General features: G+C 64.9%; 15 protein-coding genes and 2 pseudogenes. 8 read left to right on the top strand and 9 right to left on the bottom strand.

Features of this window, described 5'->3' with window-relative positions; all coding sequences use genetic code 11:
* Nucleotides 1–10 precede the first annotated feature (10 nt).
* The gene (locus tag NH14_RS00785; protein ID WP_152617206.1) at nucleotides 11–190 is read right to left on the bottom strand and encodes a hypothetical protein; all 180 of its coding nucleotides are present in this window, start codon (nucleotides 188–190) and stop codon (nucleotides 11–13) included.
* Between the two features lie 32 nt (nucleotides 191–222).
* Between NH14_RS00785 and NH14_RS34205 the strand changes: the two are divergent.
* From NH14_RS34205 to NH14_RS00800, 3 genes and pseudogenes are all read left to right on the top strand, one after another.
* Nucleotides 223–561: pseudogene (locus NH14_RS34205) on the top strand (DUF2957 domain-containing protein); the annotation flags it as partial.
* A 43-nt stretch (nucleotides 562–604) separates the two neighbouring features.
* Nucleotides 605–1,345: pseudogene (locus tag NH14_RS33980) on the top strand (alpha/beta fold hydrolase); the annotation flags it as partial.
* Between the two features lie 116 nt (nucleotides 1,346–1,461).
* Nucleotides 1,462–2,451: a DUF1571 domain-containing protein gene (locus tag NH14_RS00800; protein ID WP_035530036.1), complete on the top strand. Its 990-nt coding sequence runs from the start codon at nucleotides 1,462–1,464 to the stop codon at nucleotides 2,449–2,451.
* A 315-nt stretch (nucleotides 2,452–2,766) separates the two neighbouring features.
* On the opposite strand, the gene NH14_RS00805 is transcribed toward NH14_RS00800, so the two are convergent.
* From NH14_RS00805 to NH14_RS00825, 5 genes are all read right to left on the bottom strand, one after another.
* Nucleotides 2,767–3,222 (bottom strand): hypothetical protein, encoded by a 456-nt coding sequence (locus NH14_RS00805; protein ID WP_237179491.1) that lies wholly within the window; start codon nucleotides 3,220–3,222, stop codon nucleotides 2,767–2,769.
* A gap of 265 nt (nucleotides 3,223–3,487) precedes the next feature.
* Entirely contained in the window at nucleotides 3,488–3,982 is a 495-nt protein-coding gene (locus NH14_RS00810; protein ID WP_035530033.1) for a nuclear transport factor 2 family protein, read from the bottom strand.
* Nucleotides 3,983–4,058: 76 nt separating this feature from the next.
* Complete coding sequence (locus NH14_RS00815) at nucleotides 4,059–4,721, bottom strand: TetR/AcrR family transcriptional regulator (RefSeq protein ID WP_052148259.1); 663 nt, start codon at nucleotides 4,719–4,721, stop codon at nucleotides 4,059–4,061.
* Nucleotides 4,722–4,844: 123 nt separating this feature from the next.
* Complete coding sequence (locus NH14_RS00820; protein WP_084225716.1) at nucleotides 4,845–5,801, bottom strand: DMT family transporter; 957 nt, start codon at nucleotides 5,799–5,801, stop codon at nucleotides 4,845–4,847.
* Nucleotides 5,802–5,885: 84 nt separating this feature from the next.
* Nucleotides 5,886–6,719, bottom strand: coding sequence for an AraC family transcriptional regulator (locus NH14_RS00825; RefSeq protein WP_052148257.1), 834 nt, complete (start codon nucleotides 6,717–6,719; stop codon nucleotides 5,886–5,888).
* Between the two features lie 241 nt (nucleotides 6,720–6,960).
* Between NH14_RS00825 and NH14_RS00830 the strand changes: the two genes are divergently transcribed.
* Nucleotides 6,961–7,659 (top strand): YceI family protein, encoded by a 699-nt coding sequence (locus tag NH14_RS00830; RefSeq protein ID WP_176329258.1) that lies wholly within the window; start codon nucleotides 6,961–6,963, stop codon nucleotides 7,657–7,659.
* A 19-nt stretch (nucleotides 7,660–7,678) separates the two neighbouring features.
* Here the strand turns inward: NH14_RS00830 and tdh are convergent, their stop codons facing one another.
* Together tdh and NH14_RS00840 are read right to left on the bottom strand one after the other, a co-directional pair.
* Nucleotides 7,679–8,710: an L-threonine 3-dehydrogenase gene (gene tdh, locus NH14_RS00835; protein ID WP_035530031.1), complete on the bottom strand. Its 1,032-nt coding sequence runs from the start codon at nucleotides 8,708–8,710 to the stop codon at nucleotides 7,679–7,681.
* Nucleotides 8,711–8,728: 18 nt separating this feature from the next.
* Nucleotides 8,729–9,946, bottom strand: coding sequence for a glycine C-acetyltransferase (locus tag NH14_RS00840; protein WP_035530029.1), 1,218 nt, complete (start codon nucleotides 9,944–9,946; stop codon nucleotides 8,729–8,731).
* Between the two features lie 123 nt (nucleotides 9,947–10,069).
* On the opposite strand from NH14_RS00840, the gene NH14_RS00845 reads away from it, so the two are divergent.
* The 3 genes from NH14_RS00845 (at nucleotide 10,070) to NH14_RS00855 (ending at nucleotide 12,356) form a co-directional block, all read left to right on the top strand.
* Nucleotides 10,070–10,786, top strand: a complete 717-nt coding sequence (locus NH14_RS00845) for a helix-turn-helix domain-containing protein (RefSeq protein ID WP_084225714.1) — start codon at nucleotides 10,070–10,072, stop codon at nucleotides 10,784–10,786.
* 93 nt (nucleotides 10,787–10,879) lie between these two features.
* Nucleotides 10,880–11,284 (top strand): DUF2471 family protein, encoded by a 405-nt coding sequence (locus NH14_RS00850; RefSeq protein ID WP_035530027.1) that lies wholly within the window; start codon nucleotides 10,880–10,882, stop codon nucleotides 11,282–11,284.
* A 76-nt stretch (nucleotides 11,285–11,360) separates the two neighbouring features.
* Nucleotides 11,361–12,356 carry a tyrosine-type recombinase/integrase gene (locus NH14_RS00855; RefSeq protein WP_052148256.1) on the top strand — a complete coding sequence of 332 codons (996 nt, stop codon included), beginning with the start codon at nucleotides 11,361–11,363 and terminating at the stop codon, nucleotides 12,354–12,356.
* A gap of 103 nt (nucleotides 12,357–12,459) precedes the next feature.
* Here NH14_RS00855 and NH14_RS00860 read toward each other — a convergent pair whose 3' ends face one another.
* Nucleotides 12,460–13,671, bottom strand: coding sequence for a DNA-binding protein (locus tag NH14_RS00860; RefSeq protein ID WP_052148255.1), 1,212 nt, complete (start codon nucleotides 13,669–13,671; stop codon nucleotides 12,460–12,462).
* A gap of 2,020 nt (nucleotides 13,672–15,691) precedes the next feature.
* Here NH14_RS00860 and NH14_RS00865 point away from each other — a divergent pair.
* Nucleotides 15,692–17,050, top strand: coding sequence for a replication initiation protein (locus tag NH14_RS00865; protein ID WP_035530025.1), 1,359 nt, complete (start codon nucleotides 15,692–15,694; stop codon nucleotides 17,048–17,050).
* Nucleotides 17,051–17,069 lie beyond the last annotated feature (19 nt).

Below are 17,069 nucleotides of genomic sequence, written 5' to 3' on the forward strand. Positions count from 1 at the left end.
ACCAAATCAATTAGATCGTTGTACGGACTGCCACCACACGTCCATCGATCTGAATTGTCTTCGCCACCGAGCCCTTCAAATAGCTTGCAAGTCTCGTATCCGCCGGAAACATCGTTTGCTCCGCCGCCCCGGCGAGCGGCGGCATTCCGGGCGCGACCGTCGACTTCAGCGGCGACCAGCTCGCCTCCACGCTCTTTTCCAACGTGAAGGCGCGCGTTCGACTTCTATCCGTTCATCGGCTTTTCGTCGGTGAGCACGAATATCGCCGACCTGAAAGGCTCGTATAACGCGCTGCTCTAACACATCCTGCCATCGAACAATTTCGCGCCCGCAGCCGAGGTCACGCAGGAACAGTACGACGCAAGCGGCAACTGCAGCGTGCCAGGCGGCGCAAGCAACACGGGTTGCGCGACGGCCACGAGCGCGTGGACCGCAAATTCAACCGGCAGCTACTTCAGCAGCGCCAACGCCCCGCAAATTCAGACGCCCACGCCGATCGGCACACCGCTGGTCGGCCTGCACCAACCTCGCGCCATCGGCCGACGGCAGCGGCACGTTTGAAACCGACCACTTCCAGGGGCAGGTCAAGCCCACACTCGTGGATTCGAGCACGCCGCTCACGGCCACGGTGGCGCCCACGCCGATCAACACGCCGCTGCGTCTGCCGAATTCGTTCACGTCGCCGGGCACGGGTCTTTCGACGAGCAGCGCGGACACGGTCGGCTTCGTATTCAGCCATTTCCTGACCGATCACATCGCGGTCTCGACAGTGGCGGGCGTGCCACCCACCTTCAAGCTCTACGGTCACGGCACGATCAAGCCGCCCGGCCCGGCGGGTGCGCTCGGCAGTCAGAACCTGAGCGATCCGGCCTTCCGCGCGCTCGCCGTGCGCTCGGCGCGTGTACGCTGCTTCATGGCGCGCACGCTGGCTACGCCGTTCGGTCTCGCCACGAGTAGCGCGACGCTCAAAGCCGTGTTCGCGCCCGAGGCGGTGCCCGCAGGCCTCCGCACCCGTGGCGGCGCGCTGCACAGCGTGCGGCCGAAGGGGTTCTATCACGCGTCGCTGGATCTGGCGGCCATCGAGGATTCGAACGATCTCGAACAGATGGAGCAACGTTACGCAGACCTAACGATTCCAGTCGATGTCCTGTTCGGCCGCGACGACGTAGTGCTCGACTGGATGCGCCATGGCGATGCCCAGCGCCGCCGTTCGTCGCGTGTGACGCTCGATGTGGTGAACGGCAGCCATATGCTGCCCGTCACCGCGCCTTCCGCTACGAGCGAGTGGCTGCGTGCCGCGATTGCGCGCACCACCCAAGCCGCCCCCGCTCCGCGCGCAGCGTGATGGGGAAATTGAGAGGCAGTGCGCCGCGTAGCCGTTACCATCGCGCTTTTTCGCCATGCCTTTTGCGGTTCTGTTTAACGTTTCGTTCAAAAAATAGCGACACTGGAAGCCAAACCATGAATAACGATCCATTGCATTCGATACCGAACGGTGCGCGGCCGGCGCGGCGCTTCGCTGCGCCGCTCGCCTGCGTGGCGTTTGCATTCGCGTGTGCCACGGCCAGCGCGCAAGACAACGCAGCGGCCGATGCAAACGCACAAGCGAACGCACAAGCGAACACCCAGCAAGACGCTGCGCCCGCTACGGCCACGGCCAGCCCATCGGCCAATCCCGCCGCCGAAGTCGGCAAGCTCCCGCTCGAACAGCAAGTGCGCTGGCTCTCCCGCGCACAAAAGAGCGGCGCGCTCGTCAAGATGAGCGACGCGCAACTCACGGCGCTCTTTCAGGCGTTCGATCCGCTCGTTGTGCCCGCGCTGATCGAAATCGGGCCATCGGGGTATCCATCGTACGAATTCGTGCTCTCGCGCTGGGAACGCCTGAACGGCAAATGGTCAGGCAGGCCCGCGCACATGCTCGTGAAACTCGAGCGCGAACCGCTGCGCATCTACGCGAAGTGGCTGCCCGACGGCGAAAATGCGGGCGAAGAAGTGATCTACGACGCCACCAAACGCACCGATCAGATGTACGGCCATCTGGGCGGCCTGCTCGGTGTCATGCCGATGTGGACTGCGATCGACGGCTCGCTCGCGCGCTCGCAGTCGAATCACAAGATCACGGAGCTCGGCACGGAATTCATCGTGAACCGCTTCATGGCTGACGCGAAGAAGTACGCCGAAGTGGGCGCGCCCTACAAGCCGCAGGTGGAAGTGAAAACGCTCAGCGGCGTGCGCGTGGTGGCGCTCACTTATGCCTCGCCAGCCGGCAAGCCGCAGTTCTATGCGAAGAAGCAGACGCTCGGGCTGGATCTGCGCCGCCCGTATTTCCGCACCGTCGAGGCGTATGACAACGACGGCCAGATCTTCGAAAGGATCGTGATCGAAAGCATCACGCCAAAGACCTTCGAGGCCGCCGCCTTTGATCCGAGGAATCCCGAGTACAAGTTCTGATACGCCTCACGTAAGTCAAAGGTGAGGTTTTTCGGGAGCGCCAACTCCTGGAATTCCTCACCATTGCTCGATGCGCCGGTGAGGTTGCCGCGCTTTGCACGACTCACCATCCGCTTCTCCTGGAATTCCTCACCATTGCGCGCTAGCCGGTGACGCCGCCGCGCCCTTCGCGATTCACCATGCGCCGCCAGCGCGCTTCTCGGCGGCACGGGCCGTGGCGGCAAGGCGGCAGCAGGCCATCGACATGTTCGGATGGGGGCGTGCGGCACCGCTATCGCGAGTGCTTCGACGCCCTCGCGCAACACCCGCCCACGCTCAGAACTTCACCTTCAGTTGAAAGCCGATCGTGAACGGCAGGTCGTCGGAGGGAATCGGCGGAATGACAATGAAGTTCACGCCCACGCGCTTGTAAGCGACCATCACGATAGGCGCGGCCACGGGTCCGATCGAGTGATCGTGGCCGAGCCCCCAGTTGCCGTAGTTGTAGCCGGAGATGATGCCGCCCATCGCCGCGAGGCGCACGTAGCCCCAGTGCAGGAACTCCGGCGCCCAGACCGCGCCGCCATACCACGAGGGCCGCCGCAGCGAATTGCGAAAGCCGCCCGCGGTGAGCGCCCAGGTTTCGCCCGGCCAGCATTCGATGCCGAGGCCCGGATTGAATTGCTCGAACTCTTTGTCGGGATGGATGTGATACGAGCCGACCATCGCGTCCACCCACAGGCCGCCGCCGCACCAGTCGCCCGCGCGTGCGCTCGTTGCGGCACCGAGCATCAGGGCTGCGAGCGCCAACGCGCTAGCGATTTTTGTTGTCCTGCCACCTCGCACTTGCCAACACCGCATGGGCTCTCCGTCCTCTTGCTCGCCGAATCGCTTCGGTTCGTCTGCTGCTGGTTCTGTTCATGGTCTGCTTCCGGCGACGGCAAACTGTACAGCAAGACAGCGCGGGCGCACCTTCGGCGCACCCATGTTGCCGGTCCGATGAGTCGCCGCGATGAATTATCGGCGCTGCGCGCGGGCAAGGGACGAGACAGCCCGCTCAGAGCCCGAGATCGCTCAAGCCGGGATGATCGTCGGGACGGCGGCCGAGCGGCCAGTGGTACAGCCGGTCCGCCTCGCGAATCGGCAGGTCGTTGATGGACGCATGGCGGCGCGCCATCAGCCCGTTCTCGTCGAACTCCCAGTTCTCGTTTCCGTACGAGCGGTACCAGTGGCCGGAATCGTCGTGCCACTCGTAGGCGAAGCGCACCGCGATGCGGTTTCCCGTGAACGCCCACAGTTCCTTGATGAGCCGGTAGTCGAGCTCGCGCGCCCACTTGCGCGTGAGAAACGCGACGATGGCTTCGCGGCCCGTCACGAACTCGGCGCGGTTGCGCCAGACGCTTTGCGGCGTGTAGGCGAGCGCGACGCGCTGTGGATCGCGGGTGTTCCAGCCGTCCTCGGCGCCGCGCACTTTTTGGATCGCGGTCTCGCGGGTGAACGGCGGCAGCGGCGGGCGGGTTTCGGCGGAAGGCGTGGTGCTGGTAGTGCTCATGCGTGGACTCCTTGGAGAGGGCAGGAAACGACTGGAAGCGGCGTGACTGAAAGAAGAACGCGAGAAAAGCGCGCGGCTAGCTGCGCCCGCGCGCTTCCGGCGCCGCGCCGCGTGTTCGCAGCGATTGCGAGGACTGGGACGACTGGGGCGCAAGCGCATCGAGCAACTGCTGGCCGGCGGCGCGCGCATCGAGCGCCGCATCCGCTGCGCCGCTCACGAGCGCCACGCCAATCGCGCCGTCGATCAGGATCAGCCACTGGCGCGCGAGCCGCGCCGCCACGCGCCGGTCCGCGCCAACGGCTTCCGCCCATGCTTCGCATTGCTCGACAATGAACGCGAGCAGCCGCGCCTTGTGCAGGCGGGCGACCTCGCGCACGGGATCGTCGGGTGAAGCGGTCTCGCCAGCGGCATTCAGAAACGCGCAGCCGTGAAAGTCTTCCGAGGCAAACCACTCGCGCAGCAGGTCGAACATGCCGATCAGGCGCGTGCGCGGCGTGCGGCCGCGTTTCATGGTGCCCTCGATGAACCAGCGCATCCAGCGCTCGTCGCGACGCGTGAGCGCGGCGGCCACCAGCGCGTCCTTCGACTCGAACCAGGTGTAGAAACTCTTGCGCGCCGCGCCCGCCGCCCGGACGATCGCGTCGACTCCGGTGGCGTGAATGCCGCCCGCGTAGACGAGCGCCTCGGCGGCGTCGAGCAGGCGCTCGCGCGCATCGGCGGTAACGGGGTTGCTGCTCATGATTTCACCTCATACATCTTGAACCCTGTGCTGCCGCCCAGGGTGGAACGATCGTTCTCCATGCATCGCAATGTAGAACGATCATTCTCCGAAGTCAAGACGCAGTCCGGGCACGTGCACGGGCTAGCGCTGGCGCGAACGCCCCCGCACGCCCGGCGCGGCAGTCACGAACACAGCCGCGACCACGAGCGCGAGCCCGGCCAGGCGGGCAAGCGTGAGCGGCTCGCCCAGCAGCAGCGCCGCGAGCACGACGCCCGAAACCGGCGCGACGGCCGTGAAGATGGCCGCCTCGGCGCCCGACACGCGCGACGCGCCCGTGTACCAGAGCCAGAAGCCGCCGACGGTCGGCACCAGCGCGTAATACGCCACGGCCAGCAAGGCATGCGGCGGCAGCGCGTGCAGCGTGGCCGGCCAGTCGGGCAACGCCGCCAGGGCCGAAACCACGAAGCCAATGCCCGTCATCGCGGCCGACAACGCGAGCGGCGGCCAGGGCGTCGCGAGCCGCTTGTTCAGCAGCACGAAAAGACTTTCGCAGATCACCGCGCCAATCAGCAGCGCATCGCCCGTGAGCGAGCCGCCGCCATGCTGCGCGGCGGGCGCGAGCGTGACGAGCGCCACGCCGAGGCTTGCCACCATCACCGCAATCAGCGTGCTCGCGCGCAGCCGCTCGCGCAGCACCACGGCAGCGGTGAGCGCGCACACGGCGGGCAAGATGCCGAGGATGATGCCCGCATCGGCGGCCGAGGTCCGCTGGGTTCCGGCGATCAGAAAAACGGTGTAGCCGACGCTGCCGATCGCAGCCTGGGCGATCAGCAGGCCCGCGTCGCGCAGGCCGGGGCGGGGGAACGCAGTGCTGGTCACGCGCATGAGCACGAGCAGCACCGGCAAGGCGAACGCAAAGCGCAGGGCAGTCGCCGGCATGGGATCGAGCCCCGCGCCGATGATCTTGCTGGCGATTACCGTGCTGCCCACGGTGATCATCGCGAGGGTCAACTGCAGATGCGCGACGGACCGCGACGACGACGCGCGCGGCGATTTTGCGGGCGACAGCGAAGGGGAAGAAGGAGACGAAGAGGGCATGGAGGCGCTCCGAAGGATTGAAACGCCTGTATAAACCGCGGCGTTTGCGCCGTCTTGGATCGGTGTGCGGCGCACGCGCAACCGTCAGGCGGGACCGCCCCCGTGCACGAGCCGGTAACGGCCCGGCGAAACCCCGAACTGGCGCGCGAACGCGCGATTGAGATGACTCTGGTCGCAAAAACCGGCCGCGAGCGCGGCCTGGGCGGGCGCCTGACCGGCCTTGAGCAGCCGCCGCGCAAGCCCGATGCGGCAATGCAACAAGTACTGATGCGGCGCCACGCCGAACGCCTGCACGAAGCCGCGATGAAGCTGGAAACGGCTGAGCCCCGCCGCGCTCGCGAGATCGGCCAGCGAGAACGCCTGGCCCGGATCGGCTTCGATCATCTCGCGCACGCGCGCCACGGCCAGCGGCGAACACGGCGCGAGCGGCCGGCGGTGGCCGAGCCCACGCACGAGCCGCGCCATGGCGTCGAGCGCCGCGCCGTCGAACGCCATGGCCGCGAGGTCGCCGCCGTCGGCCGTGGCGCAAGCGAACGCGGCATCGAACAGCGCGCGCAGATGCGGATCGGAGATCACGGGCGCAAAGAGCGCGAAACCCGCATCGTCGCCCTCGGTGATGTCGGCCTGCAGCGCGTCGATCCAGCGCGGCTCGAAATAGAGCATGCGCCAGCGCCGCGCGTGCGCGCCGAGCGGGCGGCCATCGTGCACTTCACCGGGATTGACGAGAATGAGGTTGCCTGGCAGCGCCTCGACCACGCCCGCATCGGAGAGCGATACGTGGCCGCCCGCGTCGATCACGCCGATGCCGTACTGGTCGTGCGCATGGCGCGCGAAGCTGCGCGCCGTGGCGGCCGTCATGGCGTCGACCTCGCGCAAGTGCGTGCTGTGAAAGCAGACCGAATCGTTCGCGGTGGGCATGCGGTATGCGTCTTCGGGATGGACAGGCTCCGATCCGCGTATCAAACCCGAAAACGGGCTGCGTGACAAGCGGGTGCAAGCGGGTGCAAGCGGGTGCAAGCGGGTGCAAGCGGGTGCAAGCGGGTGGCAAGCGGAGCGTGAAGCGCCGCCGCGTATCACTGCGTGCCACTTATCGTTGCTTTATCACCTGAAATCCTCGCGGTCACTACAATGACTCGCCGCCTTCCTCAATGGAGTCACCATGAGCCGCTCCCCAGCCGCCCCCCGCGCCACGCCGCAAGCACGCCGCCGCATGCTGTGCGCCGCGCTGGCCGTGGCCTGCCTGCTACCCGGCTGCATGCCGCTGCGCGTGGTGACGCACAGCGTGAGTCCCGCCGAGGCGTCGGTGCCGGCGGGGCATTACACGCTTGACGCGCATCACTGGAGCATCGTATTCGACGTCGACCATCTGCACTACTCACGCTTCGTGATGCGTTTCGACCGGGCGAGCGCACAGCTCGACTGGCCCGCGAACGCGCTGGAAAGCGCGAAGGTGGACGCCGTGATCGACGCCGCGAGCCTCGACACCAACGTACCGCTGCTCGATCGCATGGTGAAGGGTTCGCAGATGCTCGACGTCGAGCAGCATCCGCAGATCCGCTTTGCGAGCACGCGTTTCGAGCGCGCCGCGGATGTGAACGGCAAGCCCGCCGGAAAGATCACGGGCGATCTCACGATTCATGGCGTGACGCAGCCCGTCACGCTCGATGTGGTGTTCAACGGCTATGCGCCGGACCCGCTCACGAAGCAGCCGACGCTCGGCTTTGCCGCCACCGGGCGCTTCAGCCGCGCTAAATTCGGCCTCACGACGTGGTACCCGGCGGTCGGCGACGCAATCGACGTGCGCATCCAGGCCGAGTTCGAACAGGCGCCGCCGGACGGCTCCCCGGCGGCGCAGTGACCATTTTGTGGCTTCGGCTTCAGGCCGTGGTCCAGTCGAGTATCACCTTGCCGCTCTCGCCCGAGAGCATCGCGGCAAAGCCTTTCTCGTAGTCGTCCACGCTGAAACGGTGCGTGATGATGGGCGACAGATCGAGCCCGCTTTGCAGCATCGCGACCATCTTGTACCAGGTCTCGAACATCTCGCGGCCATAAATGCCCTTGATTTCGAGGCCCTTGAAGATGACCTGATTCCAGTCGATGGCGGTCTGCGCGGGCGGAATGCCGAGCAGCGCGACCTTGCCGCCGTGGTTCATCGATTCGAGCAGCGCCGTGAACGCGCTCGGCACGCCCGACATTTCGAGGCCCACGTCGAAGCCCTCAGTCATGTGCAGTTCGCTCATCACGTCGCGCAGCGATTCGCGCGAGACGTTCACCGCACGCGTCGCGCCCATCTTGCGCGCGAGGTCGAGCCGGTAGTCGTTCACGTCGGTGATCACCACATTGCGCGCGCCCACGTGCTTCGCAATCGCCACGGCCATGATGCCGATGGGCCCCGCGCCGGTAATGAGCACGTCTTCGCCGACGAGGTTGAACGAGAGCGCCGTATGCGTGGCATTGCCGAACGGGTCGAAGATCGCGGCGAGATCGTCGGAGATTTCAGGCGGGATCTTGAAGGCGTTGAAAGCCGGAATCACGAGATATTCGGCAAACGCGCCTTCACGGTTCACGCCCACACCCGTGGTGTTGCGGCACAGATGTCGACGCCCCGCGCGGCAGTTGCGGCAAAAACCGCAGGTGATATGGCCTTCGCCCGAGACGCGGTCGCCAATTGCGAAGCCGCGCACCTCCTGGCCCATCTCCACGATCTCGCCCACGTATTCGTGGCCCACATGCATGGGCACCGGAATGGTTTTCTGCGCCCAGTCGTCCCATTTCCAGATATGGATATCGGTGCCGCAGATCGCCGTGCGGCGGATCTTGATCATCACGTCGTTGTGGCCGACTTCGGGTTTCCTCACGCGGGTCAGGGTGAGGCCGGGCGCGCGTTCGAGTTTGGCAAGCGCTTTCATATTATTTCGTCATCCTGTTCAAATCACGCCAAGCTGCTTGCCGGTGCGCGCAAACGCGGCCACGGCGCGATCGATCTGCTCGGGCGTATGCGCCGCGCTCATCTGCGTGCGGATGCGCGCGCGGCCCTTGGGCACGACCGGATACGAAAAGCCGATCACGTAGACGCCTTCCTGCAGCAGCGCCTCCGCCATCTGCGCTGCCACCCGCGCATCGCCCAGCATCACCGGAATGATCGGATGCTCGCCGGGCACGAGCGTAAAGCCGAGCGCGCTCATCTCGCGACGGAAATGCGCGCCGTTGGCTTGCACGCGCGCGCGCAGTTGTGCGCCTTCGTCGCTCGCGATCAGCTCCAGCACCGCGAGCGACGCAGCCGCGATGCTCGGCGTGAGCGTGTTCGAGAACAGATACGGACGCGAGCGCTGGCGCAGCAACTCGATCACTTCTTTTTTCGCCGCCACATAGCCGCCCGACGCGCCGCCGAGCGCCTTGCCGAGCGTGCCCGTGATGATGTCCACGCGCTGCGCCACGCCACAGTGCTCGGGCGTGCCGCGGCCATGCGCGCCGATAAAGCCCACGGCGTGCGAGTCGTCGACCATCACGAGCGCGCCGTAGCGGTCGGCCAGATCGCAGATGCCCTTCAGGTCGGCGATGATGCCGTCCATCGAGAACACGCCGTCGGTCGCAATGAGCTTGTAGCGGGCGCCGGCTGCATCGGCTTCGCGCAGCTTCGCTTCGAGATCGGTGAGATCGTTGTTCTTGTAGCGGTAGCGGCGCGCCTTCGAGAGCCGCACGCCGTCGATGATGCTCGCGTGGTTGAGCTCGTCGCTGATGATCGCGTCTTCCTCGCCGAGCAGCGTTTCGAAGAGTCCGCCGTTGGCGTCGAAGCAGCTCGAATAGAGAATGCAGTCTTCCGTCTGCAGGAATGCGGCGAGCGCGCTTTCGAGCTGCTTGTGCACCGTTTGCGTGCCGCAGATGAAGCGCACCGAGGCCATGCCGAAGCCGTCGCGATCGAGCCCGTCCTTCGCGGCCGCGATCAGGCGCGCGTCGTTCGCGAGGCCCAGGTAATTGTTCGCGCAGAAGTTCAGTACGTCGCGGCCGTCGGCCAAGCCGATGGAGGACGACTGCGGCGTCGCGATCACGCGCTCGCTCTTGTAGAAGCCGTCCGCGCGAATCTGGTCGAGCGTCGCGCGCAGGTGATCAAGCCAGGGAGTGCTGGAAGTACTGGAAGTGCTCATTGCATCGTGCTCCTCACATGGAGAGCCGCGGCTGGTATAGTCGCCGTCAGCTCCAGGCGAAATTATTCGTTTTTCCGAACTTAAGTTCGGTATGTCGAACAACTTTAATCGATGAGGCAGTCCATGGCAAGCACCGGCTCAGGTTCCCATTCCGGTTCCCGCGCAGGAGGCAATGCAGACGCCGATTCCGGCATCCATGCGGACCCCGGCGCCGGCGTCAAATCCCGGCCACGCAAGACCCGCGCCGCCACCGTCCCGGCGGCGGAACGGTCGAGCGCCACCGCACCGGCCGCGCCGCCGCGCGTGGGCGAGCAAATCCAGCGCCTGCGCAGCGAGCGCAGGATGACGCTCGACGAACTCTCGCGCGCGGCCGGCGTCTCGAAATCCATGCTATCGGAAATCGAGCGCGACAAGGCAAACCCGACGATCGCCGTGGCCTGGCGGCTCACGAACGCGCTGGGCGTGAAGCTCGATTCGCTGTTCGCCGCGCCGCGCGCGCCCGACGCCATCACGGTGGCCGGGCCGCACGACATCCCCACCCTGCACGGCCACGATGCCGGCTATCAATTGCGCGTGTGGGGGCCGATCGAGCTGGCCGGCCATTTCGAGTGGTACGAGCTCACGCTCAAGCCAGGCGGCGCGCTGGTGTCGGGCGCGCACGAACCCGGCACGCGCGAGCATCTCACCGTGCTGCAGGGCACGATCGAGGTGGAGGCGGGCAGCGCGCACGAGCGCCTGAAGACCGCGGACACGGCGCGCTATGTCGCCGACCAGCCGCACGCGATCCGCAACTTGGGCAAGGGCGAGGCGCGCGCGCTGCTGATCGTGATTCACGGCTGAATACACGGCTGAATGCGTGGCTGAACGGATGAGGCTGCACGAACGCGCCGACTACTGTATATTTATACAGTAAAAAGAACGACCGGAGAGCCCATGCAGACCTCGCACATTCCGAACGAGCAAGAGTTGGCCGCCTTGCGTTTTCAGGCGGCCGCGCGCGACCTCGAACAGATCGTGCGCAACATCGCGCAGCGCTATATCGCCCAGCAGGTGCCGCTGAGCTGGCGCCTGCTGCACGCGATCGAAGCGGAAGCGCTCGCGGACCTCGGGTTCGCGAGCCGTCACGACGGGCTCATGCTCGGCCTGTTTCAGCGACCGGGCGATCTCGCGTATCCGGAAACCGACGAAACGGTCCATTTCGGCCAGTCCAATGCCCTGCCGGCCGTGTTCGCCTTCGCCGTCAACGCCTATGAGCGAGCGGCCCAAAGCGCCGAAGAGGTCCGGCGTGACGCCCAGCGGCATGCCACCGCGAAGCGCCCGCGCGCCTGGGGCGGCTGATGAGCATTGAGGAGCCCCGCAACAAGGGGATTTCGCTAGAATGCCTTCCTACAACGCAACTAACCGAAGCATAGTGATGAGCGCCTCCCAATCCTCTCGCGACCTCTTCGACCAGCAGCGCAAGGACTGGCAAGACGATCCGGTCGCCGCCTTCGATGCATGGCTCGCCGCCCAGGACTTGCGCCAGTCGTCCGCCGACGTCTACCGCGTGCAATGGGGGCGCTTCCTCGAATGGCTCGCGCTCAGGCGCAAGACGATCATTTCGGTGGACACCGGCACGATCGCCGAATTCGTCGCGGGGCTCGACGTGAAGAAGCCCCAGCGGCTGCGCTATCTGCGCCTCATCGAGCGCGTGCTCGACCACGTGCGCCAGATCGAGCTGGCTTCCACGAACCCTGCGCGCTTCATCGCCCAGGACGGCGAGGCAGCCTGGCGCAATGCGCGCGAGAACGAACCCACCGGTTTCCTGACCGCGATCGAACGCGCCGCCGTGATCGCGCGGCTGTTCGCGCCACTCACCGAACAGTCGGCCGCGAAGCGTTGGCGCGAGCGGCGCGACCGCGCGCTCGTCGCGGTCTTTCTCGGCGGCGGCCTGAAGACGGGCGACGCCATTGCGCTCAAGCTCGACGCCACCGCGATCGGCTCGGAGTGGATCACCGTCGAAGCCGACAATCCGGCGTTCACGCACCGCACGCAGCTCGCGCCGTTCGCAGTCGACGTGATGGGAGCATGGCTCGAAGCGCGCCGTCTCGCGAATCTGCCCGGGCAACTCGTGTTTCCCGGCTCGCCCAACGGGCGTCCGATGCACAAGGCCACTGTGCTGCGCGCGATCGACGCGCTCATGGAGGAGGCGGGCATCGCGCAAACCCGCGCCGAACGCGCGAGTCCGCAAACCCTGCGCAACAGCTACGCGGCGGACCTGTTCGAGCGGGGTGTGGATGCCGATCAGGTCGGCCAGTGGCTCGGCTTCCTGCAACCGATTTCCGCCGGCCGGCTGCATCGCGCGTGGCGTGTCTGGGCCGACCGGAAGGCGTCCGGGCAAACTACTGACGCAGCGGCCGACGCAGGCTGAGGCGCGCAATGCGACTGTGAGCAGGCGCTGCTCGCCTGGCTCGCACCACGCCAGCCTCCCGTAAAAGCGCACCTTTCCGGCAACCTGCGCCTCCCGAAAACGCTCACCTCACCACGTTACGGGCATCTTTCTTGCCGACGACGAAGCGCGCGACGGCCTCCAGACGCGACGCCCCCAGGCCCGACGTGTACTCACATTCGGGACACGAGAGTTCGAAGCGGCCATCGACCTCGGCCAACTCCGGCTCGCCGTCTTCGCAGTTCGGGCAATGCGAGGGCAAGCTCACCTGGGCGTCGATGCTCGTGCCGAGCCGCGCCAGATCTTCGTCGCCAAGACGACCCGACTTCGCAAGCGCGCATAGCACGCCGGCCACCGAACCATCGACACCCTGTTGCGCGCGCAACGTCGCCACCTGGCGCGTGAGCACATCGATCTCGTCCGAGCGCTCGCGCAAGACGGCATCGAGCCGGTCCGCCCGCGCCTTGGCCGTGGCCAGTTGCTGGATGAACTCGAATTCCTTTTTGCTTGCATCGCGCTGCGCCGACTGCCATGTGGACGACATCGTGCGCAGCGAATCGAGCTCGACCAGCATCGGCTTCACGCGGCGCTCGGCCTCGGCCAGCGCATCTTTGATCTGCTGCGCGTAGTGCTCGGTGCTTTTGCGCATGTCTTCGTGCAGGCGGTCGATCCGGTCGCGCAACCCGGCGTTGGTGGTCTGCTCGGTGTCGATACGCTTCTGGAGCGACTCGTTTTCGGCCTCGAGGCGGCGCACGGTCGCCTGCAGATTATCCTGATGCGATGCGCCATGGGCGGACGCCGTCGCCAACTGGTTTTCGAGTTCGCGCACGCGAGCCCAGGCCGCTTCGATGCGCGCCTCACTGCGCTGAAGCATTTCATCGGCGGCGAGGCTTCGGGCCTGGGCATCGCGCAACGCCTGCTCGGCGTCGAGCCGACCCGACTCGATTTCCTTGCGCTCGGCCTCAAGCGTCTGGCGGGCAAACGTGCGCGCCTCTTCATAAAGCGCGCCGAGAAATTCGCCGGCGCGTTCTTCCAGCGCGGGCGGAATGGCGCCACTGCCAACGCGCACCTTGGACGCCGCACGAATGCGTTGCCAGAAAAGCTCGATGTCCTTCGGAATGTCGCTGGCACTGCCGGTCTGGGTCAAATCCCGGACAGCGGCCATTGAGGGACGGATGCCAAAATCGAAAAAGAGCCGCTTGCAGGCATGCAGCGACAAGTCCTGACGCCTTGCGCCATCTTTGCGCAACGCATCCAGCTCTTCGCGGAGGGCGTGGCGATCTTCGTCTCGAATCATGGTCGTTTCTGCGAGGGATAACGGATCGAATAATAACAAATTACGTATTGATCGATACGTTTATCGCCCGTAATTCTAGCGGAGCAGACATTCACGTGAAACTTGGGTTCTAAAAGCCCATTTTGCTGTCGCCAAGGTCTACGTTTCGTGAAACAAAGCTAAGTTTGCCCTGTAAGCTATTGTAAACGCTTGGATTTCCAGAGGCGAACTGTTTATCGGCGTTGTTTCACGGACCGATTTGCTGGCAATGACATCTCTGGGGGCCGGTTGGGTGTGGATATCCCGAAGGGCTCGCGGGGTAGAGGTGCTTGAGAGTAATAAAAGTAAACACCCTTGATACCTGTTAAAAGACGTTAACGCCACGGCAAACCCTTACCTGGCATGGCTTTCAGCCCGATGAGGTGAAGCTTTACGGGAGCGGTGGTGAGACTCTGCGGGACAGGCGGGTGATGGGCTTCGGGGAACGCGGTGAGGGGCTGCGGGACCGAACGTGAGCGGCTTCAGGATCAGCCTGATTCTTGACCCGGAAGCAAGGGTGAGTCAATACGGGAGCGATTCGCGCCCCCGGCCCGGCTACATAGGGGCAATGAATGTTGTTACACGAAATGCAACGGTGAGGGGATTCAGGGCCCTTGATTGGACTGCTTTTTGGCGTCAATCTGCGCCCTCTGGAAGCTGTGGTGAGGGGGATCGGGAAAAATCGCCGGGCGAAGGTGAAGTTTTTCGGGAGCCGAGGGGCATTTTGACCGGATTTGCGTCTGATGGAACCATGAGGTGAGCTTTTACGGGAGCGCAAGAGTCGTTGTCCGCACCGGGAGAGGCCGCGCTGGAGACGATTTCGATGTTTTTCCGAGGTCATCGGCGTATCAAGGTGAGCTTTTGCGGGAGTTTGTCGCAGTGCCGCGAAACTGGCCGTGATCTTGATCCGCTGTGCGCATGAGGTGAGGCTTTCCGGGAGCCAATTTTGTCCAGAAAAGTCGTTCAGGTGAGCTTTTTCAGGAGCAAACAGGCGTTCGCTGGAGCCGAAGGGTTGATAGGCAAGGTCACGAGACTGTCGCTGATGTTTCCGTAAATCCCTGAAGGTGAGGTTTTTCAGGAGTGTGTGGCGCACTGTCGTGATTCGCTCGTTTCGCTTGCATGAGATCTTGAGGTGAGGTTTTCCGGGAACAGCGGGCCGCGTTGACGGCGCCCGTGGCGTTGTGGATAACCCTAGGAATTCATTGGCTTTTTCAGGTATGCCGAAGAAAAGGTGAGGGTTTCCGGGAATGATATGGGTGGTCCGGCCGGCGCAATGGCATCTGGGGTTTCAGATCTTTGCCGGCTTCAAAGGTGAGTATTTTCGGGACCAAAGAAGCGCGTTCCCGTTTGCTACTTTGGCCGGAAGTATTGCGGGCTCGGACGTGATGCAGCGCCGAAGGTGAGCTTTTTCAGGAGGCCAGGGCAAGCCGGGAGGTTTGCGGCACTTCTGGTTGAGGTTCTCTCTGGCTGCGATGCCCCGGAGCCAGGCTGTGCGAAGACATGGCCGGTGTCGCAAGCGCTTTATGAGCGGCGCAGCAAGCCTGCCCGGCGATGCATCGAGCGTGCGTGGGCGTTGCGCATCACAGACCCGTTACGGGCGGGCATGTGTCGTTCCTGCCGCAAGCGTGCGTCCGGGAAAGACCTCTCGGTCAAGAGCCGCCCGGGCCGTTTCCGATGGGCCCGTATGGGCTATCCCTCATCAGAATGGGCGGTGAGGGCCGGCCTGCCGTTGTGTTTGCACCAGGAAATTTTTTTAGGTGAGCCTATTCGGGAGCCGAACGAAACCTTTCAAATAGGCCTGAACGCGGGCGGCAAGCCGGAACCCCGAACTGGTCGGGAACCCGGCGAACAGGCGCATACCGCCAAGGTGAGCGTTTTCGGGAGCCCTTCGTGGTGAGGTACGCGTCGTGGCGCTGCTTCACCCGCAATGGTGAGGGGGAGCCTATAGACGCGTTTCACCACAGGCGGTATCCTTTCGCGAAATCTCACCTCGACCCGACGCATGGCCACAAAGCGCGTGAAAAAAACCGATGTGGTGAGCCCCAGTTCGGCGGAATTGCGCAAGGCCGTCGAGGCGATCGCGATTCAGCCGAAAAGCGGCAAGATCACCCTGTTGACCCGCAAGCTCTTCAACGTCCTGCTCGCCGTCGCGCAGCAGGCGGATGAGTCTGGCGACACCTATCGCGCGCTCCTGTCCGACATCGTCGCGAACTCGGCGTTCGACTCGAACGACACGGCGCTCGTGAAAGAGCATCTGCGGCGCATGGTGTCGGTGCAGGTCGAATGGAGCCAGGGCACCTCGAGCCAGAAGCCGGGCCGCAAGTGGGGGATCTCCACGCTGATTGCCGACGCCGAAATTCTCGAAGATCCGGCTACACGCCGTGTCTGGGTGGAGTTCTCGTTCGCGCCCAAGATCAAGAAGAAGCTGCTGGACCCGGTCCAGTATGCCCGGCTGAGCTTGCAATTCCAGAGCCAGTTGCGCAGCAGCGCGGGGCTCGCGCTCTACGAGATCTGCGTGCGCTATCTCACTAACCCTAGCCATCTGACGATGCGCGAAACGTGGGAGTGGTGGCGGCCGATTCTGTCGGGCACGCCCGACACCGAGGCCGGCGACGAAGCCAAGCGCGAGTACAAGTATTTCAAGCGCGATTACCTGCGTCCTGCCATCGCGGAAGTCAATGCGGTTACGAACATTTTTGTAGAGTTGATCGAGCATCGCGAAGGCCGGCGGGTGGCCGAGATCCAGTTTCGCGTGACCGAGCGCAAGCAACCTATGCTCGCGCTCGATGAGCATCCGAACGTTTTCGACAGCACGCTCGTCGACCGCATGGTCAAGATCGGCATTCCGCTGAAAGAAGCGCAGTCGCTTTACGCCGACAGCGAGGAAAACCGTATTCGCGCAGCGCTCCAGCTGACGGAGCAGCGCATGCGCAGCACGAGTCTGCCGCCCGTGCGCAGCGCAGCAGCGCTGTTCAAGGATGCGTTGAAGAAGGGCTACGCGCCGCCGGTCGAGGACTCCGCCGCGGGCGCACCGGCTGCGGCGCGCGCGGTGGCGGGAAGCGCGGCCGCGGACGACCCGAAGGCCCGCCTGATGGACGAGTACGCGGCCTACCGGCGCAAGGAAGCGCGGGCGCTCTACGACGAGCAGGGCGAACTCGAGCGTGAGGTTGCGCGCACTTCGTTCGAGAACGACGAGTTGCCGGCGCTCGGAGCACATCTGCGTGATGACTGGCGCCGCCGCGGCCTCGATTCGAAATTGGCCGATACGGCATTCTTCGACTGGCTTGCACGCAAGACGTGGGGCGAGCCCACCGATGGCGATTTACTTGCCTTTACGCTGAGCCAGTCGCGCGCGGCCTGAGCGGGTAGCGTTGCTGTTG

Source organism: Paraburkholderia sacchari, from assembly GCF_000785435.2.
Classification (GTDB): domain Bacteria; phylum Pseudomonadota; class Gammaproteobacteria; order Burkholderiales; family Burkholderiaceae; genus Paraburkholderia; species Paraburkholderia sacchari.